The sequence below is a fragment of the Salinivibrio sp. ES.052 genome, from assembly GCF_900141775.1.
Classification (GTDB): Bacteria; Pseudomonadota; Gammaproteobacteria; order Enterobacterales; family Vibrionaceae; genus Salinivibrio.
In genome coordinates this window covers 1730916-1756298 of record NZ_FSRI01000001.1, presented here as the reverse complement: position 1 = coordinate 1756298, position 25383 = coordinate 1730916, and the positions used below count along the sequence as shown (strand labels likewise).

At 48.3% G+C, this 25383-nt stretch carries 26 protein-coding genes; 14 read left to right on the top strand and 12 right to left on the bottom strand.

The window, feature by feature from the left end; all coding sequences use genetic code 11:
- The first annotated feature begins 320 nt into the window (after positions 1–320).
- The 4 genes from BUQ98_RS08165 to rlmM all read left to right on the top strand — a co-directional run bounded on the left by BUQ98_RS08165 (position 321) and on the right by rlmM (position 3435).
- On the top strand, positions 321–1226 hold the full coding sequence (locus tag BUQ98_RS08165; RefSeq protein WP_074213305.1) for a transcriptional regulator GcvA: 906 nt from the start codon (positions 321–323) through the stop codon (positions 1224–1226).
- Entirely contained in the window at positions 1223–1855 is a 633-nt protein-coding gene (locus BUQ98_RS08160) for an alpha/beta family hydrolase (protein ID WP_074213304.1), read from the top strand. The genes BUQ98_RS08165 and BUQ98_RS08160 overlap by 4 nt, the downstream gene beginning before the upstream one ends.
- Before the next feature lie 2 nt (positions 1856–1857).
- The gene (locus BUQ98_RS08155; protein ID WP_074213303.1) at positions 1858–2235 is read left to right on the top strand and encodes a DUF423 domain-containing protein; all 378 of its coding nucleotides are present in this window, start codon (positions 1858–1860) and stop codon (positions 2233–2235) included.
- Between the two features lie 123 nt (positions 2236–2358).
- The gene (gene rlmM, locus BUQ98_RS08150; RefSeq protein WP_074213302.1) at positions 2359–3435 is read left to right on the top strand and encodes a 23S rRNA (cytidine(2498)-2'-O)-methyltransferase RlmM; all 1077 of its coding nucleotides are present in this window, start codon (positions 2359–2361) and stop codon (positions 3433–3435) included.
- Here rlmM and xni read toward each other — a convergent pair.
- From xni to queF, 5 genes are all read right to left on the bottom strand, one after another.
- Positions 3432–4202 carry a flap endonuclease Xni gene (gene xni / locus BUQ98_RS08145; RefSeq protein ID WP_074213301.1) on the bottom strand — a complete coding sequence of 257 codons (771 nt, stop codon included), beginning with the start codon at positions 4200–4202 and terminating at the stop codon, positions 3432–3434. The two genes, rlmM and xni, sit on opposite strands and share 4 nt — an antisense overlap.
- A gap of 89 nt (positions 4203–4291) precedes the next feature.
- A complete protein-coding gene (ppnN, locus tag BUQ98_RS08140; protein ID WP_074213300.1) occupies positions 4292–5647 on the bottom strand; it encodes a nucleotide 5'-monophosphate nucleosidase PpnN in 1356 nt (451 codons plus the stop codon).
- A 121-nt stretch (positions 5648–5768) separates the two neighbouring features.
- The gene (locus BUQ98_RS08135; RefSeq protein ID WP_074213299.1) at positions 5769–7328 is read right to left on the bottom strand and encodes a GGDEF domain-containing protein; all 1560 of its coding nucleotides are present in this window, start codon (positions 7326–7328) and stop codon (positions 5769–5771) included.
- Between the two features lie 76 nt (positions 7329–7404).
- On the bottom strand, positions 7405–9798 hold the full coding sequence (locus tag BUQ98_RS08130) for a tetratricopeptide repeat protein (RefSeq protein ID WP_074213298.1): 2394 nt from the start codon (positions 9796–9798) through the stop codon (positions 7405–7407).
- 58 nt (positions 9799–9856) lie between these two features.
- The gene (gene queF / locus BUQ98_RS08125) at positions 9857–10705 is read right to left on the bottom strand and encodes an NADPH-dependent 7-cyano-7-deazaguanine reductase QueF (RefSeq protein WP_074213297.1); all 849 of its coding nucleotides are present in this window, start codon (positions 10703–10705) and stop codon (positions 9857–9859) included.
- A gap of 63 nt (positions 10706–10768) precedes the next feature.
- Between queF and syd the strand changes: the two genes are divergently transcribed.
- On the top strand, positions 10769–11317 hold the full coding sequence (gene syd, locus BUQ98_RS08120) for a SecY-interacting protein (protein WP_074213296.1): 549 nt from the start codon (positions 10769–10771) through the stop codon (positions 11315–11317).
- Complete coding sequence (locus BUQ98_RS08115; RefSeq protein ID WP_074213295.1) at positions 11314–12093, top strand: Zn-ribbon-containing protein; 780 nt, start codon at positions 11314–11316, stop codon at positions 12091–12093. Before syd ends, BUQ98_RS08115 begins: the two co-directional genes overlap by 4 nt.
- Before the next feature lie 36 nt (positions 12094–12129).
- Here the strand turns inward: BUQ98_RS08115 and BUQ98_RS08110 are convergent, their stop codons facing one another.
- From BUQ98_RS08110 to BUQ98_RS08090, 4 genes are all read right to left on the bottom strand, one after another.
- Entirely contained in the window at positions 12130–12408 is a 279-nt protein-coding gene (locus BUQ98_RS08110) for a hypothetical protein (protein WP_074213294.1), read from the bottom strand.
- Positions 12409–12442: 34 nt separating this feature from the next.
- The gene (locus BUQ98_RS08105; RefSeq protein ID WP_074213293.1) at positions 12443–12676 is read right to left on the bottom strand and encodes a DUF2789 family protein; all 234 of its coding nucleotides are present in this window, start codon (positions 12674–12676) and stop codon (positions 12443–12445) included.
- Between the two features lie 906 nt (positions 12677–13582).
- Positions 13583–13891 (bottom strand): DUF3301 domain-containing protein, encoded by a 309-nt coding sequence (locus tag BUQ98_RS08095; RefSeq protein WP_074213291.1) that lies wholly within the window; start codon positions 13889–13891, stop codon positions 13583–13585.
- Positions 13888–14931, bottom strand: coding sequence for a DUF3549 family protein (locus tag BUQ98_RS08090; protein WP_074213290.1), 1044 nt, complete (start codon positions 14929–14931; stop codon positions 13888–13890). The genes BUQ98_RS08095 and BUQ98_RS08090 overlap by 4 nt, the downstream gene beginning before the upstream one ends.
- 140 nt (positions 14932–15071) lie before the next feature.
- On the opposite strand from BUQ98_RS08090, the gene BUQ98_RS08085 reads away from it, so the two are divergent.
- Positions 15072–15392, top strand: a complete 321-nt coding sequence (locus BUQ98_RS08085) for a YqcC family protein (protein ID WP_074213289.1) — start codon at positions 15072–15074, stop codon at positions 15390–15392.
- Positions 15389–16132, top strand: a complete 744-nt coding sequence (gene truC, locus BUQ98_RS08080) for a tRNA pseudouridine(65) synthase TruC (protein ID WP_074213288.1) — start codon at positions 15389–15391, stop codon at positions 16130–16132. Before BUQ98_RS08085 ends, truC begins: the two co-directional genes overlap by 4 nt.
- Positions 16133–16176: 44 nt before the next feature.
- Here the strand turns inward: truC and BUQ98_RS08075 are convergent, their stop codons facing one another.
- Genes BUQ98_RS08075 through map form a run of 3 tightly spaced genes read right to left on the bottom strand, consistent with a single transcriptional unit; the run spans position 16177 to position 20082 of the window.
- Entirely contained in the window at positions 16177–16554 is a 378-nt protein-coding gene (locus BUQ98_RS08075) for a DUF3461 family protein (RefSeq protein WP_074213287.1), read from the bottom strand.
- A 60-nt stretch (positions 16555–16614) separates the two neighbouring features.
- Positions 16615–19233: a bifunctional uridylyltransferase/uridylyl-removing protein GlnD gene (gene glnD / locus BUQ98_RS08070; protein WP_074213286.1), complete on the bottom strand. Its 2619-nt coding sequence runs from the start codon at positions 19231–19233 to the stop codon at positions 16615–16617.
- A 54-nt stretch (positions 19234–19287) separates the two neighbouring features.
- Complete coding sequence (gene map / locus BUQ98_RS08065; protein WP_074213285.1) at positions 19288–20082, bottom strand: type I methionyl aminopeptidase; 795 nt, start codon at positions 20080–20082, stop codon at positions 19288–19290.
- A gap of 447 nt (positions 20083–20529) precedes the next feature.
- On the opposite strand from map, the gene rpsB reads away from it, so the two are divergent.
- The 6 genes from rpsB (at position 20530) to BUQ98_RS08035 (ending at position 25369) form a co-directional block, all read left to right on the top strand.
- On the top strand, positions 20530–21258 hold the full coding sequence (gene rpsB, locus BUQ98_RS08060; RefSeq protein ID WP_074213284.1) for a 30S ribosomal protein S2: 729 nt from the start codon (positions 20530–20532) through the stop codon (positions 21256–21258).
- Between the two features lie 133 nt (positions 21259–21391).
- Positions 21392–22234 (top strand): translation elongation factor Ts, encoded by an 843-nt coding sequence (tsf, locus tag BUQ98_RS08055; RefSeq protein WP_074213283.1) that lies wholly within the window; start codon positions 21392–21394, stop codon positions 22232–22234.
- An 82-nt stretch (positions 22235–22316) separates the two neighbouring features.
- The gene (gene pyrH / locus BUQ98_RS08050) at positions 22317–23045 is read left to right on the top strand and encodes a UMP kinase (RefSeq protein ID WP_074213282.1); all 729 of its coding nucleotides are present in this window, start codon (positions 22317–22319) and stop codon (positions 23043–23045) included.
- Positions 23046–23098: 53 nt separating this feature from the next.
- Positions 23099–23656 (top strand): ribosome recycling factor, encoded by a 558-nt coding sequence (frr, locus tag BUQ98_RS08045; RefSeq protein WP_074213281.1) that lies wholly within the window; start codon positions 23099–23101, stop codon positions 23654–23656.
- Between the two features lie 75 nt (positions 23657–23731).
- Positions 23732–24502, top strand: a complete 771-nt coding sequence (locus BUQ98_RS08040) for an isoprenyl transferase (protein ID WP_074213280.1) — start codon at positions 23732–23734, stop codon at positions 24500–24502.
- A gap of 15 nt (positions 24503–24517) precedes the next feature.
- Entirely contained in the window at positions 24518–25369 is an 852-nt protein-coding gene (locus BUQ98_RS08035; protein ID WP_074213279.1) for a phosphatidate cytidylyltransferase, read from the top strand.
- Positions 25370–25383 lie beyond the last annotated feature (14 nt).

Below are 25383 nucleotides of genomic sequence, written 5' to 3'. Positions count from 1 at the left end.
TATCTCGCAGGAGTAACTCAAGCTTGTTAGATGTTTTAGCCGAAAATCGGACAAAAAAAAGCACTGAGCTAAGCTCAGTGCCAACAAATATGTAATGACAGACAATGTCAAAATACAGGAAGTTAAAAGTGGTAGATACGACTACCTGTCTAACCAGTGTTAGACAAATGCAAACACAACATCGCAACCACGGAAACAGTCTAAATAGAGAGACGTCACAAGTGGATGCGGGGTGAACTATAGGGGGTTACTGGTATATCAGCAATCGACAATTTATAATGCCAATGATTAGAAAAATTAATGAATAGAGGTGTCAGCATATGGCAAGGCGTCTTCCCCCACTCAATGCGCTTCGGGTTTTTGAAGCGGCAGCACGACATTTGAGTTTTACCCGTGCTGCAGAAGAATTATTTGTGACTCAAGCAGCGGTGAGTCATCAAATCAAAGCCTTAGAGGAGTTCTTAGGTTTGAAGCTGTTCCGTCGTCGTAATCGCTCTTTGTTATTGACGGAGGAAGGTCAAGGCTATTTTCTTGATATTAAAGACATTTTCTCCGAGTTGTCGTATGCGACGGATAAAGTCTTGGAGCGCAGCGCAAAAGGGGCTTTAACCATTAGTTTGCCGCCGAGCTTTGCCATTCAATGGCTGGTGCCTCGTTTAGCCGATTTTAATAAAGCACATCCTGATATTGATGTTCGGATAAAAGCGGTTGATTTGGAGGAGGGATCATTAACGGATGATGTTGACGTTGCCATTTACTATGGGCGAGGGCATTGGACGGGGTTACGTTGTGATTTGTTATATCAGGAATGTTTACTGCCCGTTTGTTCACCGCTGTTATTGGAATCTGGTCACCCCCTAAACACTCCAGAGGATTTGGCTTACCATATTCTACTGCATGATCGATCTCGTAAAGAATGGAAGGCCTTCGCGAAGGCGCACCAACTTCATGCGATCAACGTTGACCACGGACCTATTTTTAGCCACTCGTCGATGGTGTTGCAAGCGGCGGCGCATGGACAGGGTGTTGCCCTAGGCAATAATGTTCTCTCTCAACCAGAATTAGCCTCTGGACGCTTGGTTCAACCCTTCGAGCCGGTTTTAAAGAGCGACAACGGTTTTTACTTAGTCAGCCAACAAAGAGACGCGGATACTGGCCGAATTACCGCGTTTCGCGAGTGGATGTTAGCTACCGCGGCTAAAGAACAAGAGAATATGAACTTATGATGGGTTTACAACTTGATGGATCAGAAACGGCAACGGATTGGGTGATTTTCGCGCATGGGGCAGGAGCTGGAAAAGAGCATGAATTCATGGCTGATACTGCAGAGCGGATCAGTACATGCTGTCGTGTTGTTCGATTTAACTTCCCCTATATGGAGAAGCGCAAAGAAGATGGGAAAAAGCGTCCACCCGATCGAGCCCCTAAACTGCTGGCGCACTATGAGTCTGTCATTGACGCGGTCGATGGCTTACGCCCAATCGGCAGTCGCTTATGGTTGGCAGGCAAGTCCATGGGAGGGCGTATGGCTAGTCACCTGATTGAAAACACGTCAGTGAGTGGTGTGATATGTTTCGGGTTTCCTTTCCATCCACCCGGTAAGCCAGAGAATTACAAAGGTGAACACCTAGTGACGGTGAAAAAGCCACTTTTAATCGTGCAAGGAGAGCGCGATGCTTTTGGCCGTCGAGACGAAGTTATCGACTTTCCGCTGTCATCCTGTATTGAGCTAGTGTTTATCCCTGACGGTGATCATAGCTTTAAACCCCGGAAAGCTTCTAGCTATACAGAATCGGATAACCGGCAATTGGCGGTGGATAGTTTAGTGCGATTTATCGCACAACACGGGGAGTGAGCATGAAATTAAATCATTGGGTGAGCATTGCCGCGATTGGTGCAGGTTTAGCCGTTGGCCTAGGTGCGTTCGCCGCACATGGCCTGAAGACCATATTGTCTGATTATCAATTGGCCATTTTCAAAACGGGAGTCAATTATCAGATGTGGCATAGCTTGGCCTTGCTCGGAGCTTGTGCACTCGCATCAAAGTTATCTACTCGCATGTTTGCGATTGTGGCCTGGTCGTGGTTGGTTGGCATCGTGTGTTTTAGTGGCAGTTTATACCTGCTTGCGGTAACGGATATACCTTGGCTAGGACCCATTACGCCTCTAGGTGGGGTGAGCTTTTTGATTGGATGGGGGGGACTGGCCATTGGCGCATGGAGAGCGAATGCTTGAACGCTCATGCCGTCAAGATAAAAACACATGAGAGCGTTTCATTCTCGCCTGGATGGCAGATATAATGCGCAGCTTATTTTTACTGTCACATAGCGTGACAATGTGCTCGAACCAGAGGGTGTGATGAATCAGGTTTTGCTTTACTGCCGTGCAGGGTTTGAAAAAGATTGTGCGGCAGAAATCCAACAGAAAACCACCGAGATGGGAGTGTATGGGTTCCCGCGCGTGATGAATAACAGTGCGTATGTTTTGTTTGAGTGTTATCAATACGGTGACGCCGATCGGATCGTACGTGATCTTCCCTTGGACTCGCTCATTTTTTCTCGCCAAATGATTGCGGTGACCGCAACACTCTCTGATCTTGACCCAGACGATCGTATCTCACCCATCCTGGCGGTTGGTGATAGCTTGCCTAAAGGAGGGGATTTACGGGTTGAAACCCCAGATAACGATGAAGCGAAGGCCCTATTAAAATTTTGTCGTAAATTTACGGTGCCGCTACGGCAGTCCCTGCGTAAGCAGGGCGTGATGTTAGCCAAAGATAACCCCAAAAAACCGGTGATTCATTTATGCTTTACCGCACCGGGAACCTGCTTCGTGGGGTATTCATTGACGACGAATAACTCGTCGCACTATATGGGTCTACCACGGATGAAATTCCCCGCCGATGCGCCCAGCCGATCCACATTGAAGCTTGAAGAAGCTTTTCATCATTTTATTCCTAAAGAAGAGTGGGATACCCGTTTGGCACCTGGGATGTGGGCAGTAGATTTAGGGGCTTGTCCCGGCGGTTGGACCTATCAGCTTGTGAAGCGGTCCATGTTTGTTCATGCGGTGGATAACGGCGCAATGGCCGAAAGTTTAATGGAAACAGGGCAAGTATTTCATCATGCTGAAGATGGTTTCAAATTCGAACCAACGCGCAAAAATGTCACCTGGTTGGTATGTGACATGATTGAAAAGCCATCGCGTGTGGCTCAGTTGATGGGAGAGTGGCTGATTGAAGGGTGGGCCAAGGAGGCTATTTTTAACTTGAAGTTGCCGATGAGTCGGCGTTATGAGCAAGTGTCACAGAATCTGGAAACGCTGGGGACCTTTTTGGACGATTATAATGTGCCTTATGAAATGCGAGCTAAGCATCTCTACCATGATCGTGAAGAGATCACTGTGCATGTACGACGGATAAAACGTCAGCGTTAGCGTTCGAAGCGGATATCTTGAAGGTTAAAGCCTAATGGGATATCCGTTTTTAATTGGGCCACTTTTTTACAACGCTGTGCTAAGTCTTGATGCCCAGTGAGTTTTTTTTGCCATTTTGGCTCCAGATCGTCCGCTGCGAAGACGGCCTCCAATGTGGGATAAGAGCCAAGAAGCATCGCCGCCGTTTTTGGACCAATGCCTGGAACACCGCTAACCTCACTACTGCTGATCCCAGCTAGCCCCCAAAAATCACAGAGCTGTTCGGGGCGCACACCAAACTGGGTTTGGACAAATTCTAAGTCTAACCACCGATGCTGGAAATAGTCACGGATCCTCAACGTTGGTCGTAATAGCTGGCAATAACCTTTGTCGGTTGAAACGATAGTGACTTTCTGCCGACGCTCCGCCACTTTTAATGCCAATGTGGCAATCATATCATCGGCTTCATCCCCTTGGGATAGCAGGGAATCGACACCACGCTGCCAAAATGCGTCTTGGATCTTATCGAGTCCCTGTTCTAACTCGGTGGGCATCGGTTTACGGCTTTGCTTATAGGAAGGGAGTATCTCGGCCCGCCAACCGCGATCGATGCCAGTATGATCGAATACCGCAACAATATGACTAGGCTCACTATGATTGATAATTTTGTCGAGCGTTTTGAGGCATGACTGGACCGTGCTATCGAGAGGTACACGATCAGGTTGGGCCGCGTGGACACGGCGGATTAAGTTCATCGCATCAATAATAACAACATGGAGCCTAGACATAACAAAAACCGGAAATAATGCGCAGCAAGCCACGCATTATACCTGTTTTTTGATTAACACGCAGTGTGTTAAACCTTGTTAAATGTGGGCTAGGAAACAATCTCGTAGCATGGTACATACACCGTGCCTGGCAATTTCATGCGTTGTTGTGCCACGAAACTTTTCAGCAATTTATCCATTTTTGCCATCAAGTATTTGTCGCCATTAATCTTAAATGGCCCATTGCGTTCAATATTACGCATTCCTTCATCTTTGACGTTACCTGCGACGATGCCAGAGAAAGCTTGGCGCAATGCGGAAGCGAGAAGCTCGGGGCGTTGATTCATATGTAAATTAAGGTTCGCCATATTTTCGTGTGTCGGCTCAAAAGGGAGCTGAAACCCACGTTCAATTTTGAGTGACCAGTTATACGAATAGGCATCACCCGTTGCTTTTCGATGCTCTTTAACCGCAGGCATGGCGTTTTTCATTAAGCGTGCGGCTTTGGCTGGGTCGTCAATGACAATCTGGTAATACTGTGTCGCTTCTTCACCCAGGACATCACGGATAAATTCATCAATATCAAGGAAGTATTCTTCGCTTTCCTTTGGTCCAGTGAGCACGATGGGTAATGGCTGCGAGCGATTATCAGGGTGCATCATAATGCCTAATATATACAATAGCTCTTCAGCAGTGCCGGCCCCTCCAGGGAAGATAACGATACCGTGGGCAATACGAACAAAGGCTTCTAGGCGCTTCTCGATATCCGGCATGATCACCAACTCATTCACTATTGGATTCGGTGGCTCTGCGGCAATGATAGATGGCTCTGTTAAGCCAATAAAGCGGCTATCATACGTCCGCTGTTTGGCATGGCCGATGGCGGCTCCTTTCATAGGGCCTTCCATTGCACCAGGTCCGCAGCCGGTGCAAATATCAAGCTCTCTCAGTCCAAGCTCATGGCCAACTTCACGCGTATATTGATATTCGATATCGTTGATGGAGTGCCCACCCCAGCAAACAACAAGGCTAGGATCAACGCGTGGACGTAGAGCTTTCGCGTTACGTAGGATACCAAAAATCAAATTGGTAATGTGTGGTGAGCTATCTAGGTTCAACGCGGGACTGTGCTCAAGTTGCACATTGACGTGAATAATATCTCGAAGCACAGAAAACATGTGCTCTTGGATGCCTCGAATGATTTTCCCATCAACGAAGGCGTGATCAGGTGGGTTGACCAATTCCAGTTTTATACCGCGTTCACGACGCAGTACACGGATCTCGAAACTCTCGTATTTTTCGAGCAGCGCTTTGGAGCTATCAGTGTGGCTGCCTGAATTTAAAACAGCCAATGAGCAGTTTCGGTATAAGCGGTACAAGTTACTGCTGGCGCTGGCTTTTAGGCGATCGACCTCAATTTGCGAAAGCAGGTCCATCGTTCCAATGGGGCTAATGTGTGTGATCATAGCGACAACCTCTTGCTGACCGATCCCCTATTGAAAGCCAAGTAAGGGAGATAAAGCGGTGCTATAAAAATCAGTGTGTTAATTAAAAATACACACGGCAGCCACAATTGACCAGCAAAAATTAACACCAAATGATTTGGTTACGTCCACTATTCTTTGCTTGATAAAGTGCTTGGTCGGCACGCGCAAGAACCGGTTTTGGGGTATCTTGATCTTTAAACAAGGTGGCACCAATAGACGCGGTAATAGAGACACGTTCGTTCTTGAACTTCAACGGTAACTTACGAATTGTCTGGCTGATGTTAGCCAGAATATCGGTGCGAGTATCATCGTTAGCATCGGGCAGTAAAATGACAAACTCCTCGCCACCAAACCGAGCAATAAAGTCAGTATCGCGCAAGCATTGATAAATACTGCGGGCGATAACCTTGAGTGCCTTGTCACCGACTTCATAACCAAACTGCTGATTGACTTGTTTGAAGTGATCAATATCAATCACGGCGAGGCAGAACTCTCGATGGTATTTCTTCCATAATCGATATTCGTGCTCGAGACGGTCGTTGAGTGCCGCTCGATTATATACTCGTGTCAGAGGATCGAGTAGACGCTTTCGTTCTTGGTCGCCGACGTGGCGACGTTGGTCCATCGTTTGTTCAGCCAATGTACTGAGTTGATTCTGGTTATGGGCGAGCTGCTCTTCAAGTGCTTGCTCGCGATTTTTTAGTGCTTCGTTCTCTTGTGCGATCACTTTAAGCTCATCGAGTGCGCGTATCAGTGCCGCTTCTGGATCAGCAGCCGGCGCACTTTGTAGACTGATCTCATGTTCAATATCGGTAATCGTGCGCTCTAACCGTTGGTCCACGCTTTGGTGTGCCATGCGTAATTGGCTAGCATGATCGTAAGCGCGTGTATTTTGTTGACTGATAGAAACCAAGTCATCATTCACTTGCGAAAGGAACTGCTGAGAGGCGTGGCGCTCGGCCTGCGTAGCCTCTAAAATTAGCCGGAGTGAGGTCAGTGTCAATGATACAACACTGGTAGGCGATACGTCCGTCAACAACTGGCGACGGATTTCAAGAAGCTTATCACCGGCTTGGCCATCAATATCTAACTCGGTGATCAGATTTTGCAACTCATCGGCGACACGACGAATTTGGTCTTTGTCGAGTTCGACTTGCGCATGTTGAGCGCGAGGGCGTGCCACTTGTAATGTCACTGCACGCTCGTAGAGCTGAAGTAATTTAATTAAATGCTGTGTGCGCTCCGTGTCACTGCTCATCGGTTGAGCGAGCAAATCACGCAAGTCTCGTTTGAGTTGCGCGGGAAGGCCAGTCACGCGTTGTAGCGTTTCTCCACTTGTATGAAACTGCTCGTCGAGATGTGACAGTGCTTTTTTCTGTGTCATGTCTTGATGACCCACCATGCGTTCAATAACAGCTAAACGCGGAAGCAGCGCGCTAACATCTTGTGCTGAATATAATACGTCACGGAACTCAGTCAGTTTTTGATCGACTAAGGTATTTTTACCCGTACACGTGGCGATGAAACGCGAAACTAAGCGTTTTAAACTATGGATTTCTCGGCGCGATTTTAAAGCCAGATCTCGATACGCTGAGGGCGTTTCATGATGATCCGCCTGCGCGGCCTGTGCCGACAACGGTGATAGAGTAGACTTAGTCATTTTGCCGAGGAACTACCTGATTATATTCGCGATTTGGTGCCATAGTTAGCGAGAAAGTTTCGCCAGCGACTGTTAGCTATACCGACTTATTGCTATCGTCATCAATAACAGATGATTGCTTTTTATCAGATCCGTGATCCTTCTGCCAATTCATTAGGTCATTCGATGATGTTTTGACCTTCACCAAGCCGGAGTTGATGCCTTTCAAACACGCTTGGCGAAGGTTCGTGTTGACGAAGCTTGCGGCTGGCGCTGTGTTAATCGCACTAAAATGCACCCAATGACTTCCTCCGCTCTGATGAGCCAGATCACTGGCTTGATGTGTTGCCGTTAGCAATATCTCTATCAGTTCTTGATCGTTTATTGATGTATACGCTCGTGGTAAGAACGGATATTCCGCCAGTCCAATCGCGACTTGTGACGTCAAGTGGTTCGCTTGAGGCGCGATAGTATCAAAATCGTCACGTGGCATCTCGTCAGTATCATTCCGGGGAATGTCATCTGGTATAGGCGTATTGTCTTGGTACTGGGTAACAAAGTCTTCAATTAGAGATTGTACAAAATGTGCGAGGGCGTCAGGTTTCGCGTCCTTTTCCCAATTGGTCTCTATATAGATAAAAAGGGTATCGGCAAAATGGTAGAGACGCCCAGATTGGGTGACTCGTTTGGACAAGTATTCGCCGAGTTGGCGTTCGATATCTTGAGCGCGTTGATAACCATGAAATAAAAACAATTCTTTAAGAAAGGCCACATCAAACATCGCAAAGCGTAATCGATCACTTAACGGCTGGTGGATCATATCATTGAGATACCACTGTTCGAAGTTCGCATTACTTTTTTCTAGCGAGTGTGGCAGCTTCGCGTTAAGCATACGTAAATTTCTCAGCCCTGTCCGTGGGTGAGTGTAAAAATCATCACGCAGTTGCGCTAGCTCGCCTTGACGCAACACAGCCGCACGGTGACGCAGGTAGACAATGGCAATCAGTACCCCTAGGCTCCCTAAAAGGAAATAATTCACTTTTTGTAAGTGAAGTTGCTCTTGGTGAGCCGTATCAAGTTGGCGCTGTAATTCATCCATTTGTAATTGACGCTCAACCACTCGCTGTTGTTGTTTAAAAGTGTCGGCTTGTTGCTGCTGTTCTGATTGGGTCTGCTGCGAGCGTAATTGCTCATACTCGCGTTGCATCGCTAATGCTGCTTGATATTGCCCCTGAGCTTCTAGCGCCTTTGAGAGTGCACGATAGGCGCGAGTCATGGTGAGCTGATCGTTTTCAATTTCCGCACGCTCAAGGGCCGTATCGATCTCTTTTTCCGCTTGTTTGGGCTGAGCAAGCGCCAAATGAATACGACCTTGCAATAGCATTGCCTGAGTAGTGAGTGGTGATCTGGGTAAGCTGCCTACCAGTCGCAAGGCATCCTGTATATAACGATCACTGAGGGGAAAGTGCTCTAGCTGAAAGTAAGTACGTGCGATGGCGAGGTGCACATTAGCCAGAGGCTGAGTGCGGCCAAGTGATTGTTCAATTTCTAGTGCATTAAAATAATGCACCAGCGCAAAGTTATAACGTGATTGCTGTTCGTATATCGTGGCTAATAAGCGTTGAGATGCAGACAGTCGTCGGCTCAGTGAAAAGTGTTCGAAAAATGCAGCGGCCTGGTTGGCATGTTCGAGTGCTTGATTTAGCACTCCTTGCTGATAGTAGAGCTGCGCCAGTTTCATATTGGCACTGGCAATCAGTGCTGTATATTCATTCTCGCTGGCGATCCAAAAAGCGCTGAGTAATTCAGTTAATGCACTTTCGTGTCGCTTTTGGGCGAGTAAAAAATGCCCAAGTGACAGTTGGAATTCGACTTTATCACGAAGGTCTTGGGGGTCATTACTGAGTTGGCTACGTGCATTTTCATAGGCGACTAATGCACTCTCACTGTCTGACGTAGCGGCTAAAATGTTGGCGCGTAATAAGGCACTACGAAAACGGCTATCTTGGCCATTTAAGCTGTTATCGGGCAAGGCATCGATCGCTGTTTTCGCAGTCGCTAATGTTGCGAGAGCACGCTCACCATCTTGATCTAAATGCCAGATCAGAGTTGCCTCCGTCAATATCACTTGTACCCGGGTATGTTTTAGATCGTATTCTTCCACAACCTGATACGCTTTTTGGAGCGCGGCTTTTGATTCAACGGGCTGATCTAGGTGCGCATAAGCGCGAGCACTGATCAAGTAGGCATAAACAGTGTGAAGTGGTGTGCGAATGGAGCGGTCTGTATCGTTATTAACGTGTGACCGGTTAGCGCCTGTGGTCAAGCGACGCTGGGCAAGAAATCGGTTACTGATTTCTAATGATTGGGCGGGTGACGTTTCCAGCAGCTTTTCTGCATTAGTCAGAACTGGCGAGGAGTGGATAGAAGCGAACGCCGTCATTGACGTGATTAAAAAAAGCAGGCCTACAAGTAGTCGGCTGATGCGCATGCGCCATCCTCTGTGTATAAACGTGATAGAAAGGCTGCTGGTAAGCAGCCGAATGTGGCTATTGTCTCGCTAAGCGATTGTTTTCGCTGGGTGTTTTTCCCATATTGGTACGGTATGGATTGATGTCCAATCCACCGCGCCGCGTATACCGAGCGTAGACGGTTAACCTCTCCGGTTGGCAGAAGCGCATGATATCCATAAAAATACGCTCAACGCATTGCTCATGAAATTCATTATGCTCTCTGAATGAGACCAGATAACGAAGTAGCTTCTCTCGATTGATTTTTTTGCCTTTGTAGGCAATCCGTACCGATCCCCAATCAGGCTGATTCGTGATCAAGCAATTGGATTTAAGCAAGTGACTGTGAAGCGTCTCAGACACCACAGCGCCTTGAGCGGCACCGTCGAGCCAATCAGGATTGAAAGCGTAGTCGTCGATACTGATATCTTGGTGATCGATACATTCACCAGATAGGCCGGCAATGGTTTCACCTTCCAGTTCACTGAGAGGGGAGAGGGTAACATCCACTTCTTCACCCGCACAGGCGGAAAGATCGGTTTGTAGCGCGTTAGCGACGTGCTGCCAGCTTTCAAAACGGGTTTGGTTAAAGCTGTTGAGGTATAACTTAAATGATTTCGATTCAATTAAGTTTGGGCTCGATGCCGGTAGACGGACTTCGCCAATTGCGACCTGGGGCAAGCCATTATTGTTTAGCCATGACAGCTCATACAAGGTCCAGGTGTCGTAACCGGTAAAAGGCAGGGGCGTCTTGTCGAGGCCAATAGCCTGGCGATTTAATTCGCGTGGGACAGCACGAAGTTGTGAAGGGTCATACTGCGTAGGGTAATCAGTTTGTTGGCCTAGTGATAAATTGGCCAGGGCGTCGGCATCTTGATAATTGCTCATACGGTTCTGCTATTGATTCAAGTAGAATAAGTGAAGTTTACTGAATCTTGCTATAGGTTGCGAATGGAGAACACATTACATCGTGCCCTTTGGGCGCTAGCACAGGATTATGTTGCGGCATGGCAACACGATCATCAAAGTTTGCCATGTACAGAAGACTATATTGGACTATTGTCGCCGTGTACCGTTAGCGAGAATGCGCACCAAGTGCAGTGGAAGCCGGTTAAGCGTGATACGCCCGCAGACTTTGCGAACGTGGAAAAGGCTATAGCGCTGCGTTTACATAGTGATATCAAAGATTTTTATAACGGTCTCTACTGTGCTGATTTGCCCGTTCGTTTTCAGGGTGAAGCGATCAGCTTGGTTCAAGTCTGGAGTGATGAGGACTTGGCGCGTTTACAAGAAAATATATTGGGGCACCTCATGATGCAACGTCAGCGTAAGTTGACCCCAAGTGTGTTTATTGCGACCACTGATGATGAAATGACCATTATCTCTATTGATAACATGAGCGGAAAGGTAGTGAGAGAAGCGCTTAATAAAGGGACGCGAGACGTGATCGCACCAGATACCGAGGCATTTATCGCAGCTTTGGAGGTTGATGTGACATGATCCTAACTGAGCTTACCTTTGAGTGCTTTGATAACACGACCGTTAGCGCGGTCGATCGTACGCTTAATGGGTTAATGGATGCGCTTCGTTATAACGGCCAAGTGCTTGGGCGAGAGTTTCCTATCTTGATGCAAGATGGTCAGTTTCAGCTACGTGTTGTCTGTCCTGATGAGGAAGCGTTGCAGCCTAAATTTAACAGTCCACAAGTCAAACAGGCGTTGCAACAACTGGCAGATGCGTGTTTGACCCAGCCCAAGGTGCGTCTATTGGGTCGTGACCTGAACTCCGAGCAGGCGGCATCGAGTGTCTCACCGAGCTGGCAGGTGCTTTACACAACGTTTGTGCATACCTGCTCACCGTTGCGTTGTGGGGACTCCCTGTTACCGATCCCGCTGTATCGCTTACCGGCGACGTTTAATGGTGATCATAAAGCGGTGATTAAGTGGCAAACGGAGTGGCAAGCGTGTGATGAACTACAGATGGCAGGGGCGAGTGATGCCGAATTTGCAGGCTTAAAAGAAATTGAAAACCCAAACACGCGTTTATTTCAACGCGGTTGGGACCTACGTGGGCGAATAGAGTACTTAACCGGCACACCGACTTATTATTATCAATATCGTGTTGGCGGGAAGGATAAAGAGAGCGAGCTTAACCGTCCATGTCCCAAGTGCGGTCAGCCTTGGCGGCTTGAGAGCCCGCTACACGATATTTTCTTATTTAAGTGTGATAATTGCCGCTTGGTCTCTAATCTTTCTTGGGACTTTAAATTGTCGTAGCCCTGAGCCAGTGAGGGGTATAGCACCCGTGTGTTGTCAGGGGGTTTCGCACTGCGTTTCGAGCGTCGCTAATCGTTGGCTCAAGTCGGCAACCTGCCGTTCGAGTTGGCTAATACGCTCAGTGTCAGACACCGCCACGTCAACGGTAGGCAGCTGTGGCAGCGGGGTGTTAGTCTTCGCGCTTTTCACCGCTTGGATAATCAAGGGTAAGGGAACTTGCGTATTGAGCTGGGCTTTTAATGTTGCCACAGTGGCGCTCTGTCCTTTTGCGGCAAGCACCTTGAGTGCTCGCTCTAGTTCTGCTTGATAGCTCATCAGTCAATCCTAGCGATACCATGAAAAAGCAAGGTTAGGGCTTTCTCAGCAGCGCATCAAGCATATCAACCTGCTCTGCCCAGTCGGCATCGTCTTTTATTGCCTCGTCAATGAATGCACGTTGCGCCGTATTCCAAAAAGGGGCGTCGACCAGAGTTTGTCCGTCTACCAAGCAGTGACTTGATAAGAAATGTTCGATAGCTGTTTTATCTGTCGACAAGCCGAGTTGCTCAAATAGGTGCTGTAAGTCGTGTTGGAAGGTTTCCATCGTGCCTCCTACAGTGTGATACGGGTCATCCTCACTATAGCAATTGTTAGAGCGTTATACCTCCGCATCCTCTTCACGAGTACACGAGAAAAACTGAACCTGAGATAAAAGCCCTCTCCCTGCGTAAGAGATCTCTCACAAGCGCGTGGGACATAAGCAGAATCTCACTGAGATAATCAGTATTATTTTTATTTTTTTCAATTAAAATCAACAAGTTAAATTCAAACCTTCTGTTTTGGGTTGAAAGTGAGAGATAAAGCACGTGACAGTGACTTGTTCCAAATGCTCATTCGCGTAATCTTATGGGTGTCGGAAGGGAACTGACACAGGGAACAGGAATCACCAAGGATCTGGTACCTCAGGATGAGGCAGTACTTCAGGATGAAGCGCTGGCAAGGATTGCAAAAAGGACAACGGATGGAGCCGTTCTTTACAAGCAGGAAGCTTGTAAGTCAGGAAGACTTAGGACAACCCAGGATGGGGGCTTAAGGACCACTTCAGGACGAAGTCATGGACACCTCCAGGATGGAGAGCTTATCGGAAATGGGAATTTCGGTTTGTCAGGATGACGAAAGGACACCTCCAAGACGGAGAGACATGGAACGACGCTGAAGGAATCGGCGACTGATCAAGGAATGATGCAGGGAGCACCTTTTAGTAGCAGGATGGCTGCAAGTAAAACTCTAGGGCGCGGCGCAAGCTGCGCCCTTTCCTTTTTAAAGCCGGCGGCCGAGGCTGTTGGCTCGACACATCGGTGACTCCCTGTCACGCTCTGCTAAACACAGCGTCCGCGTGTGCATCATACTTCTAGTCTAGTACAGCTTATCTTAACGTGCGAATTCTCTTCTTATCGAATCATCACAACTTTTTATGGCCGACAACATCGGCACGGTAGAGAGTCACTTTCTATTGGCTAGGCATAGCATGTACAGGTGTCTCAATGGCTTTGAGCTTTAGCCCACTGAGTTGCGCTTGGCCGGTGTAGTGATCGTGGCCAGTTGCTGAAAACTCAAACCAGTAATGCGTCACCCAACGCCAACCGTGTTCGGTCTTAATCATGGCATGACGCCCGCGTGCGATCGACAGCAACTGTAACTCCATTCGCTGACAATACCGATGAATGTGACGATGGGCTTGCTCGGATTGTCGTCGCTGTTGCCAAAACAACAGTGCGACGAATATCACCAGTAAGATTGTCAAAAGATCAGTGATCATGAGGGTCGCGTCACGGCCTGTTGCATTTGAGCCATTGCTTGAGTCAGCGCTGGAGATGTATTGCCATACAATCGATTTAATAATGCACCACGTAGTGGCGGCAGCATGACTAAATCAGCGTAAATTTGCTGAAAGAATGCTGAGTCGTGTTGATTCGCCAAGGCGATCAAGAAGCGTTCGAGGACGGTATCGTCAGTCAAACTTTGCCAACAGCGACCAGCTATTGCGACAAATATTTCTCGATGCTGTAGCTCTGGTTTCTCGAGTACGGCCTCAATGAAAAGGTGACGAGTGGCGTTTGGCGCGCCGGCGTGAGCTCGAAGTAATGCACTCACCAAAAAGATATCGACTTCTCGGCTTTGGCACATACGCGTGAACATTTCGCGTAAATTGCCCGCCAGTTTGTCGTTAACGTCACAGTGCTCTAAGCAACCAAGCAGCGCGTATAGTGGTGTAGTGGGTAGATTGTTGAGTGCTTTGCGTACTCGGGTCGCATTGTTTTGTTCTTGCATGCGTACGCACGTATCTGCCAGCCCCTGTAGGCCGACACCTTGCCAATTATCCCAGCCTAATTCGCCATTTAAATAATGCTGAGCATGATCATAGTACTGACTAGCGGGACGGCCGAGCTGATAAGTCAGTGCAGCATGAAACATCGCCATTTTGTCATCCGTAGGGGTAAAGGTATAAGGATTAGTGGCTAATTTTTCTCGCTGTGCTTTATTTGGCGTTGCGGTCAGACTCTCGCCCATTGCAGCGCTGACATACTGAAGGAAATCACCCATTGCGGTGTGATTTAATAACCCTCGCTCATCTAAAGGCATTTTTAAAAACCATACCCAAGGTGCGCCACCTTGTGGCCAAAAAGCCACGGCCATATGGGCGTGTTGGCGTAATGGATGAGGGTAAGGTTGTTGATTGTCTTCGACGGCACGAAATGATGTATCATTTAGGCGGCAAACACGGCGGCCTAAATCATAGACACTGAATTGGCAACCTGCTTGATCAAATAGGGTGCTGAGGGCGTGAACCGTTTGCATGATATCCGCTCTTCGTTATCGCTTAATTAGCCGCGAGTATATCAGTTTTTATCCCTGCTATGCTCGCCTTGTTGATGTTGTCTTTGATCGGTTCGTGCTATGCTTCGCGCTTTATCTTTCGAATGATGATGAGGTTGTCAATGACTCTTCGCCAACAATGTGAACCACTCCTTGATGAACTAGAACAAGTGCTAAACGATCACGCGTTATGGCAGTCGACGCCACCGTCTGCGGAGCGTTTGGCCAGCACCGAACCGTTTGCCGTCGACACACTTTTATGTCACGAATGGTTGCAATGGATTTTTGTGCCTAATATGCGAGCACTTATCGATACAGAGCAAACTTTACCACGTAACTTCGAAATCTCACCGTACGTGGAAGAAGCAATGAAAGGGCATGCAGGCCACGGTGATGTGGTTGCCGTTGTTGTTCGCATTGATAACTTGTTTTCCGATCAATGACAGACACACCGCTTCACATCTTATACCAAGATGAGTATTTGGTGGTGGTGAATAAACCATCAGGGATGCTGGTCCATCGTTCTTGGTTGGACAAAGGGGAAACCCGATTTGTGATGCAAACATTGCGGGATCAGATCGGTCAGTACGTTTACCCTCTGCACCGGCTCGATAAGCCCACATCCGGGGTCTTGGTGTTTGCGTTATCTAGTGAGGTGGCCTCTCAGATGATGCCACAGTTTGCCGAAGGGCAGGTCAAAAAAGCTTACCATGCCATTGTACGAGGCTGGGTTTCCGATGCCGGCCAACTCGATTACCCGCTGGTGGAAGAACAAGACAAAATAGCGGATAAACATGCCAGTCAACCACCGACGGCAAAGCCGGCGGTGACTGATTATCAGCCTCTGGCGACGGTTGAGTTACCGATAGCAACTGGACGATATATGACCAGTCGCTATAGCCTGGTGGCAATGCAGCCTCATACTGGACGTAAGCATCAATTGCGTCGTCATATGCATCATTTAAGCCATCCGATTGTCGGCGATACCACCCATGGCGATGGTCGACATAATCGGGTATTCCGGGAGCATTTTAATTGTCACCAGCTGCTATTACATGCCAGCGAGATGACCCTCACGCATCCAGTAAGCGGTGCACTTATTAATATTCATGCGCCTGTGGATACAACCTGGCAACACATCTTGTACGCACTGGGTTGGGAAGCGCCTTCGTCATCACAATAGGGTGGTTCACCCTATTGTGCTACCCATGTTTTTTGTATCGTCGATTAAAGTTTATCTAGCTCTGCTTCAATTTCTGCGATCTTACTGGTGACCACTTTTTCTAAGTGACGTAAGTCTGTGAGCACTTTCTGTTTCACATCTTGCTCAGTGTGCTCGTGTTGGACAATTTGATCGAGTTCATCAATGACCAAGGAAAGACTACGGTTGATCTCCGTGACTTCCCGTGAGCGGCCGGTGCCACTATCGACCACCACATTTTTGCGTTGTCGTGGGTATTTAAACTTCATGCTCCGTGCAAAAAGATCGCCTTTTTGTTTACTAAAATAAATTTTGAGCGTGTCATAACTCGCTTCTTGGCGTAGCGAGTAGCGCTCGATTTTTTCAGGATGTTCAACACCGATGTTTTTTAACTGTTGGTACATAGTCACCTCATGGTTAGACATCGTTATCGTGGTGAGCACAGTACTCACCGCTTAATCATGTTATTTTGCTCGTGTAAGGGCTTTTTCGAGTGCCGCCTTTAATTGCGCTTGATGCTCTGACGTGAGCGCTTGGTTGTGTGCGTCAGTGACAATAAAAAAGTCCTCCGCGCGTTCGCCGATGGTCGTAATCTTCGCAGCGTGGACACATACATCTTGCCGAGCAAACACCGCCCCTACGCGTGCCAACAATCCAGGCGTATCGAGCGCGACCAGCTCCATCAGGGTGCGACGCCCGTTCTTAGTAGGTAAAAAAAGCACTTGGGTCTTGACTGAAAAATGTTGAAGCTTTTGCGAGGCGCGACGTTTAGGGATGGTAATTTTTCCCGTTTCGCCAAGTGCCTTATCAACGCCTTCAATGATTCTCGGGTGACGGTCTAATGGGATAGCCTCATCGTTCTGATCCAATACCATAAAGGTATCAAGCGCATGACCATCTTTGCTAGTCATTACCTGTGCGTCGTGGACACTGAGGTTTTTCTTGTCCAAAGCAGCAACCACTCGGGCAAATAAGCTGGGCCTATCTTGGCAGTAGACGAATATTTCTGTGCCCCCCCGCGTCGCTTTTTTACTGACGAGCACGAGCGGTTTTTCGTCGGTATGATGCAGTAGATGCTCACTATGCCATGCGATTTGTTTATGGGTATGGCGAAGAAAATAGTCCGCTTTAAAGCGCTGCCACAAGACTTCAATGTCTCTGGGGCTATGGCCTTGTTTACGCAACATAGCGGCGGCTAGGTGCTTGTTGTGACGGATGCGTTCACGCACGTCGGGTGGGTTTTCTAAGCCACGGCGTAGTGCTTTTTGTGTCGAGTAATACAGTTCCGCGATCAGTGTCCGCTTCCAACTGTTCCATAAATCTGGGTTGGTCGCATTAATATCTGCCACCGTCAGACACAGCAGTAGATCCAGTCGCTCTTCATCTCGTACTTCTTTGGCAAAGTCGGTGATCACATCAGGATCGTAAATATCGCGGCGCTGTGCGGTGACTGACATCAGTAAGTGATTGCGGACGAGCCAGCTAACAATGTTCGCTTCTGGTTTTGACAGGCCATGCTCTAAGCAAAAGTCATGTGACTCAATGGCGCCAATTTCACTATGATCGCCACCGCGTCCCTTGCCGATATCATGGAAAATGGCTGCAACCAGTAAAAGCTCGCGCCGTGCCAGGCGGGGGAAAACATCACAACAAATAGGGTGACGCTCACGATTTGCTTCGTCGTCGAACAAACGCATATGTTTGAGCAGGCGAATGGTGTGCTCATCGACGGTGTAAACGTGGAACAAGTCAAACTGCATTTGTCCGACGATTTGACTCCACTGCGGGAGATAGGCGGACATCACCCCGTGGCGGTGCATTAAGCCAAAGGCTTTGTGCAGAGCATTGGGGTGACGCACCAAGGCCATAAACTTCTCTCGAGCGTCTTCTTGCTGACACAAAAAGTGATTAAGCCGCCGTCTTGCCGTACGTAGTTGGCGTAATGTGGGGGCCGCAATTGCTTCGATAGAGGTATCGTTAGCGATATGCAGCATCATATCCAGAATGGTCTCTGGCCGAGCTTGAAATAGCGCGGGTTTGCGCGCTTCAATCGTGCGTCCGCAACGCTGAAAATCGTCACTTAATACTTCAACGTCGCCAGTGTGGCCGTTATCAATGATCACTTGATCAAAGATCTGAAGCAGCATTTTATTTAACTCACCCACACGCCCCAAGGTACGAAAAAAATCTTTCATCATGGTTTCGACCGCGCGATTGCCTTCACCGCGGTAGCCGAGCAGTTCCGCCACCGATGTTTGGTGTGCAAATGTCAATCGATTGTCGTAGCGGCGTAGCTCTAGATGGAGTGCGAAGCGGATCCGCCATAACACGTTTTGGCATTCGTTCAGTTCGCGAAACTCGGCATCGGTCAAAAAACCAAAGTCACTCATTTCCCGCAAACTGGTGGCACCAAAATGGCGGCGGGCGATCCAAGATAGGGTATGAATGTCGCGCAGGCTACCTGGGCTGAGTTTGAGATCGGGCTCGAGTTTATAAGCCGTATCATGATAGCGACGATGACGGGCTTTTTGTTCTTCAACTTTGGCTTGGTAAAAGCGTTCACTGGGCCAGAAGCTGTCATCATGCACACGGGTTTCCAGTGCTTCGAAAAGTTGAGCATTACCGCACAAAAGCCGAGATTCTTGTAGGTTGGTGGCGACGGTTAAGTCATCCAGCCCGACATGAATGCACTCGTCGACGGTCCGCACGCTATGGCCCACTTCAAGTTTTAAATCCCACAACAGTGTGAGTAAATCACTGAGACGTTGTTGCTGTTGTGTATCTAGCGGTGTTGGGCAGAGCAATAATAAGTCAATATCAGACAGTGGGTGTAATTCGCGCCGCCCATAGCCCCCTACGGCGACCAATGCGAGTGAGGATTGCTCGAAACCAAAGTGACGCCATAATCTTGCCAACAATGCATCCATATAATCGGTGCGTTGGTAAACCAATTCTGCGACTGGCACATTAGCCAAAAAATCCTGCTTTTGTTGCTCAAGCAGTTGCTGGAACTGTGCTTTTAAAGTCACGGGAGCGAGCTGTTCATCCCCTAAGAGCTGTGGCGTAATCACTGTGTCTGTCATGGCAGTCCTTTGCGCAAAAAAAAGCCGGAATGGAACCGGCTTTTATGGGGTGGATTAGGGGTTGATGTAACGCGGAAGGCTTTCTTCTTCTCGCAGCGTTAAGACCTCTACTCCGGTTTCAGTCACTAGCAGGGTATGCTCCCACTGGGCCGATTTTTTACCGTCGATAGTATACACCGTCCAACCATCGTCTTCGTCGAGTACGGTACCGTATTTACCTGCATTAATCATAGGTTCAATGGTAAAGCACATGCCAGGTTTAAGCAGGGTGCGGTCATTATTTTTGTAATGCACGACTTGGGGATCCTCGTGGAAGCTCGCGCCAATGCCATGACCGCAGTACTCTTTTACAATCGAGTAGCGGGTATTACTGTTTTTGATGAACTTTTGAATCGCGGAGCCTAAATCACCTACCGTTGTACCTGGTTTTACTTTCTTGATGGCATGATACAGGCTTTCTTGAGTGACACGGCAAAGACGTTTGTCTTCGAGAGAGACATCACCCACTAAAAACATCTTTGAGGTATCGCCATGGTAGCCATCTTTAATCACGGTCACGTCAATGTTGACAACATCACCGTCTTGCAGCACGTCTTCATCACACGGGATGCCATGACAGACAACATGGTTGATTGATGTGCACATTGATTTAGGAAAACCGTGATAGTCCAAGGTCGCAGGAATCGTACCCTGGACCTCTGTCATATATTTATGAGCGATGTCGTCTAGCTCACGAGTGGTGACACCGGGCTTAACGTGCTCCCCGAGCATGACGAGCACGTCAGCGGCGAGGCGACCGGCCACGCGCATCTTTTCAATTTCTTCTTCTGTTTTAATTGGGATTGTCATTTTGCTTTCTCACTTTATTCGGATAGCGCAATGATACGGTGCTAATCAACATGTGGGTAATTTCATACATCATATCATTGCGCACAGCAGCCGTAGCCCTGCTACGCTTTTCACAGTCATTCGGGATAGGCTGCCGTATGGCGGTAGCTATATGGTATCAAGCCATGTGTCTTCTGGAAACAGAAAGGGATCTAATCAGCAGCGTGTCGACGGGCTGGTGGGGTGAATTGAATACACGATTTAGCTGGATTATAGGCGTGCTTTTGTGATATAAAGCGCGCCGAAAACCGTCATTGTGATCAATTTAGCGACGCTAGGTTTCAGTTTGACAGTCTTCACTCATAACTTTTTATTTAAATCACACACATATCGACACATTGACCGGGGTGCCCATTAGCGGGTCGGTGAATGGGATATGTGGAGGCCTAACCCCAAGAGGAATTTATCATGGCTACTGTTTCAATGCGCGACATGCTCAAGGCCGGTGTACACTTCGGTCACCAAACTCGCTACTGGAACCCAAAAATGAAGCCTTTCATTTTTGGTTCACGTAACAAAGTGCACATCATCAACCTTGAGAAAACTGTACCAATGTTCAACGAGTCGTTGGCTGAATTGTCAAAAATCGGTGAGCGTAAAGGTAAAGTCCTGTTCGTTGGTACTAAGCGCGCAGCAAGCGAAGCGGTAAAAACGGCAGCAGAAAACTGCGAGCAGTTTTATGTAAGCAACCGTTGGTTGGGTGGCATGCTGACCAACTGGAAAACCGTTCGTACATCTATCAAGCGTCTGAAAGATCTGGAAAACCAGTCTACCGACGGTACGTTTGAGAAGCTGACTAAAAAAGAAGCTTTGACCTACACCCGTGAGATGGAAAAACTTGACAAATCACTGGGTGGTATCAAGAACATGAACGGCCTGCCTGATGCAATGTTCGTTATTGATGCTGATCACGAGCACATTGCAATCAAAGAAGCGAACAACCTGGGTATCCCAGTATTTGCAGTGGTAGATACTAACTCTAACCCAGACGGCGTTGATCACGTAATCCCAGGTAACGATGACGCAATTCGCGCTATCCAACTGTACCTGAACGCAGCGTCTGATGCTTACAAAGAAGGCCGTAGCCAAGACATCGTTGCGCAAGCAGAAGACGAGCTGGTTGAAGTCGCTGAGTAAGATGACAGCTCCTTGTGAGCGTTCTTAGCCATCAGTGTGTCATTATTCATACTGTAAGCTAAGTATGGTTAGCAGGGGCCGATATTGGGCCCCTGTTTTTTACCCAAAATAGTTTCGAATCGAGGATTGAACAATGGCAACTGTTACCGCTGCCCTGGTTAAAGAACTACGCGAGCGCACTGGCGCTGGCATGATGGAATGTAAAAAAGCACTCGTAGAAGCAAATGCTGATATTGAAGTGGCAATTGAAAACATGCGTAAAAGTGGCGCAGCAAAAGCAGCGAAAAAAGCTGGTCGTGTTGCCGCTGAAGGCGTCATTCTAGTGAAAGAAGGCGACGGCAAAGCAGCAATCGTTGAAATCAACTGTGAAACTGACTTTGTTGCTAAAGACGCAAGCTTTGCTGAATTTGCTGACCAAGTGGCTGAAGCTGCACTGGCTGAAAGCCTCGGCATCGACGCGCTGAAAGAAAAATTCGAACAGCAGCGTGCTGATCTGGTTGCGAAAATCGGTGAAAACATGGACATCCGTCGTGTTTCATTCATCGAAGGCGAGAAAGTCGGCTCTTACCGTCACGGTGGCCGCATCGGTGTTATCGTTGCTGCAAAAGCGGACGAAGAGACTATCAAGCACGTAGCAATGCATATTGCGGCGTCTAAGCCTGACTATGTTAACCCTGAAGATGTGCCTGCCGATGTGGTAGAAAAAGAGAAAAAAATTCAGGTTGATATCGCAATGGAATCAGGCAAGCCTGCTGACATCGCCGAGAAAATGGTTGTTGGCCGCATGAAGAAATTCACCGGCGAGATCTCTCTAACGGGTCAAGCATTCGTGATGGATCCATCACAAACGGTGGGTCAAATGTTGAAAGAAAAAGGTGCAGAAGTGACCAACTTCATCCGTTTTGAAGTGGGCGAAGGCATCGAGAAAGAAGAAGTAGACTTTGCTGCAGAAGTGGCTGCAGTACAACAAAGCTAAGTCTTTTGACTCAGACCGCGGTGCTCGCCGCGGTCTTCCATAACCATCTTCCCTAATTAGTGCCTAATAGAAAGGTAGTGAAATGACTACAAATCCTAAGCCTGCATATCAACGAATTTTACTTAAACTCAGCGGTGAAGCCCTGCAGGGCAAAGATGGGTTCGGTATCGATCCGGCCGTGCTTGATCGCATGGCACAAGAAGTTAAAGAATTGGTCGAGCTGGGTGTTCAGGTAGGATTGGTCATCGGTGGCGGTAATCTGTTTCGTGGTGCGGGTCTTGCTGAGGCAGGGATGAACCGTGTTGTGGGCGATCACATGGGTATGTTAGCCACCGTGATGAACGGCTTGGCGATGCGTGATGCACTTCATCGTGCCTATGTGAACGCACGAGTCATGTCAGCCATTCCTCTTAATGGTGTATGTGATAGCTATAATTGGGCGGAAGCTATCAGCCAGCTTCGTAATGGCCGCGTGGTGATTTTTTCCGCGGGGACAGGCAACCCGTTTTTTACCACGGACTCAGCTGCGTGTTTACGTGGTATCGAAATCGAGTCGGACATTGTGATTAAAGCCACCAAAGTCGATGGCGTATACAGCGATGACCCAACCAAAAACCCGGATGCCACATTATACGATTCACTGACATATCAAGATGTTTTAGAAAAAGAGTTGAAAGTGATGGATTTGGCCGCATTTACATTGGCACGAGATCATAAATTGCCGCTTCGTGTGTTTAACATGAATAAGCCAGGTGCATTACGCCGTGTCGTGATGGGTGAGGCAGAAGGCACCTTGATCACTAACAGCTAAGCCGATATTGGTGGCATAATCTTACAAACTAATTCAATCGCAAGGATATTCCCGTGATTAATGACATAAAAGACGACGCCAAAGCGCGTATGGATAAAAGTGTAGACGCGCTTAAGCATACTCTCGGTAAATTGCGTACTGGGCGTGCTCATCCAAGCTTACTTGAAGGCATCACTGTCGAATACTATGGTGCGCAAACGCCTTTAAACCAATTGGCATCTATCATCGCCGAGGATGCACGCACTCTAGCGATCAGCGTTTACGACAAGCAAGTCACCCAAGCGGTTGAAAAGGCGATCATGACTTCAGATTTAGGGCTTAACCCTGCTTCTGCTGGCACTGTTATTCGTGTTCCTTTGCCACCTTTGACTGAAGAGCGTCGTAAAGATATGGTCAAGGTTGTCCGTGCTGAAGGTGAGCAAGGCCGTGTGGCTGTGCGTAGCATTCGCCGTGACGCCAACAGTGATCTTAAGGCGCTGCTGAAAGACAAAGAAATTTCAGAAGACGATGAGCGCCGCGCGCAAGATGATATTCAAAAGCTGACCGATGAAGCGGTCAAGAATGTTGATGCACTTCTTGATGCAAAAGAAAAAGAGTTGATGGAAGTCTAAATCTCATTAGACTTTACCGCCAATGCTAAAGCGCTGTGCGTGCAGTACAGCGCTTTTTATTTGCCAAGGAGAAACATGAGTTCCCAGTCTCTTGATGCGCAGATCGAATCTGCCGCCCTACCGCAGCATATTGCCGTAATCATGGATGGTAATGGGCGCTGGGCTAAGGCACGAGGCAAAGCCCGAGTGTTTGGCCACAAAGCGGGTGTCAAAGCGGTACGTAAAACCGTTAAGGCGGCATCTGAACTTGGGGTAAAAGCCCTGACTTTATTTGCGTTCAGCAGTGAAAATTGGCGTCGACCAGAAGATGAAGTCAGCGTCTTGATGGAGTTATTTATCAATGTGCTGTCACGTGAAGTCAAACGGCTAGATAGCCATGGTGTGCAACTACGCATCATTGGCGATACCTCTCGATTCAGCCCCTCTTTGCAAGCGAAAATCGCCGAAGCCCAATCGCTAACGGCGAAGAATGATCGCTTGGTACTGAATATTGCCGCTAACTATGGTGGACAGTGGGATATTACCCAGGCAACACGTCGCGTTGCCGAAGAGGTCGCCACCGGACAGTTGCAACCGAATGATATCGGTGAACAAGATATTGCGCGTTATTTAATGCTGGCAGATTTGCCTGATGTGGATTTAATGATCCGCACCAGTGGCGAATGTCGCATCAGTAATTTTATTTTGTGGCAAGCCGCCTATGCCGAGTTATGTTTTACTGAGCAGTATTGGCCGGATTTTAACGAACAGAGTTTGTATGATGCGGTGGCTTGGTATGTCAATCGTGAACGACGATTCGGCTGCACAGGCGAGCAGATCAAAGCCATGATAACAACGGATAAGTAACTACGAGGAATCAGTTTGCTCAAACAACGTGTTTTAACCGCGGCCTTGTTAGTCCCGTTAGTGGTCGCGGGAGTATTCTACTTACCGTTTCCTGCGTTTGTTGCAGCGATAGCGGTGGTCACTCTGATCGGACTTTGGGAGTGGACGCAATTTGTATCGGCGTCATCACGCCTTTTAACCTTTATTATCCCCGCCGCAGCGCTGGCGCTTTCCCTATTTAGTCTCCCTTTTGGTGCCATGGCGTTAGGGCATGTCACGTTACCCCCCTTCGCGTTGGCGGCCACAGGGGCGGCGTGGTGGTTGTTCGCGACACTGTTAGTCCTCGCGTTTCCGCGTTCAGGGGCCTATTGGACGCACAGTAAGTTACTCCGGTTACTCTTTGGCTTACTGACTATGCTGCCCTTTATGTGGAGTGTATTGTTATTGCGCGCCACCGACTATCAGTTTTCTACCTTTTATGGTGCTAAATTAGTGCTCTTAGTCTTTGTTCTCGTCTGGTGCGCTGATAGCGGTGCCTATTTCGCGGGCAAAAAGTTTGGTAAGCATAAAATGGCCCCTGCGGTGAGTCCGAATAAGACGCTGGAAGGGCTGCTCGGTGGACTCACCGCGGCTGTGGCCGTGACTTGGCTTGGTGCCCATTTGTTGAATATCCATTTTGCCAATGTGGCTGTACTGCTGGGCATTACGATCGTGACAGCCTTGGCGTCTGTGCTAGGTGATTTGGCCGAGAGCATGTTCAAACGTGTGGCGGGGGTCAAAGACAGTGGTAATCTGCTTCCTGGGCATGGTGGTATCCTGGATCGTATCGATAGCCTGACGGCGGCGTTCCCCGTTTTTACCGTGTTGTACTTCGCCTTTGCGAATTAAGTGAAACGAGTCCT

Bases quoted from the DNA above. Each gene is read 5' to 3' on its own strand.
- BUQ98_RS08165 (WP_074213305.1), top strand. From the start codon at position 321: ATGGCAAGGCGTCTTCCCCCACTCAATGCGCTTCGGGTTTTTGAAGCG.
- BUQ98_RS08160 (WP_074213304.1), top strand. From the start codon at position 1,223: ATGATGGGTTTACAACTTGATGGATCAGAAACGGCAACGGATTGGGTG.
- BUQ98_RS08155 (WP_074213303.1), top strand. From the start codon at position 1,858: ATGAAATTAAATCATTGGGTGAGCATTGCCGCGATTGGTGCAGGTTTA.
- rlmM (WP_074213302.1), top strand. From the start codon at position 2,359: ATGAATCAGGTTTTGCTTTACTGCCGTGCAGGGTTTGAAAAAGATTGT.
- xni (WP_074213301.1), bottom strand. From the start codon at position 4,202: ATGTCTAGGCTCCATGTTGTTATTATTGATGCGATGAACTTAATCCGC.
- ppnN (WP_074213300.1), bottom strand. From the start codon at position 5,647: ATGATCACACACATTAGCCCCATTGGAACGATGGACCTGCTTTCGCAA.
- BUQ98_RS08135 (WP_074213299.1), bottom strand. From the start codon at position 7,328: ATGACTAAGTCTACTCTATCACCGTTGTCGGCACAGGCCGCGCAGGCG.
- BUQ98_RS08130 (WP_074213298.1), bottom strand. From the start codon at position 9,798: ATGCGCATCAGCCGACTACTTGTAGGCCTGCTTTTTTTAATCACGTCA.
- queF (WP_074213297.1), bottom strand. From the start codon at position 10,705: ATGAGCAATTATCAAGATGCCGACGCCCTGGCCAATTTATCACTAGGC.
- syd (WP_074213296.1), top strand. From the start codon at position 10,769: ATGGAGAACACATTACATCGTGCCCTTTGGGCGCTAGCACAGGATTAT.
- BUQ98_RS08115 (WP_074213295.1), top strand. From the start codon at position 11,314: ATGATCCTAACTGAGCTTACCTTTGAGTGCTTTGATAACACGACCGTT.
- BUQ98_RS08110 (WP_074213294.1), bottom strand. From the start codon at position 12,408: ATGAGCTATCAAGCAGAACTAGAGCGAGCACTCAAGGTGCTTGCCGCA.
- BUQ98_RS08105 (WP_074213293.1), bottom strand. From the start codon at position 12,676: ATGGAAACCTTCCAACACGACTTACAGCACCTATTTGAGCAACTCGGC.
- BUQ98_RS08095 (WP_074213291.1), bottom strand. From the start codon at position 13,891: ATGATCACTGATCTTTTGACAATCTTACTGGTGATATTCGTCGCACTG.
- BUQ98_RS08090 (WP_074213290.1), bottom strand. From the start codon at position 14,931: ATGCAAACGGTTCACGCCCTCAGCACCCTATTTGATCAAGCAGGTTGC.
- BUQ98_RS08085 (WP_074213289.1), top strand. From the start codon at position 15,072: ATGACTCTTCGCCAACAATGTGAACCACTCCTTGATGAACTAGAACAA.
- truC (WP_074213288.1), top strand. From the start codon at position 15,389: ATGACAGACACACCGCTTCACATCTTATACCAAGATGAGTATTTGGTG.
- BUQ98_RS08075 (WP_074213287.1), bottom strand. From the start codon at position 16,554: ATGTACCAACAGTTAAAAAACATCGGTGTTGAACATCCTGAAAAAATC.
- glnD (WP_074213286.1), bottom strand. From the start codon at position 19,233: ATGACAGACACAGTGATTACGCCACAGCTCTTAGGGGATGAACAGCTC.
- map (WP_074213285.1), bottom strand. From the start codon at position 20,082: ATGACAATCCCAATTAAAACAGAAGAAGAAATTGAAAAGATGCGCGTG.
- rpsB (WP_074213284.1), top strand. From the start codon at position 20,530: ATGGCTACTGTTTCAATGCGCGACATGCTCAAGGCCGGTGTACACTTC.
- tsf (WP_074213283.1), top strand. From the start codon at position 21,392: ATGGCAACTGTTACCGCTGCCCTGGTTAAAGAACTACGCGAGCGCACT.
- pyrH (WP_074213282.1), top strand. From the start codon at position 22,317: ATGACTACAAATCCTAAGCCTGCATATCAACGAATTTTACTTAAACTC.
- BUQ98_RS08040 (WP_074213280.1), top strand. From the start codon at position 23,732: ATGAGTTCCCAGTCTCTTGATGCGCAGATCGAATCTGCCGCCCTACCG.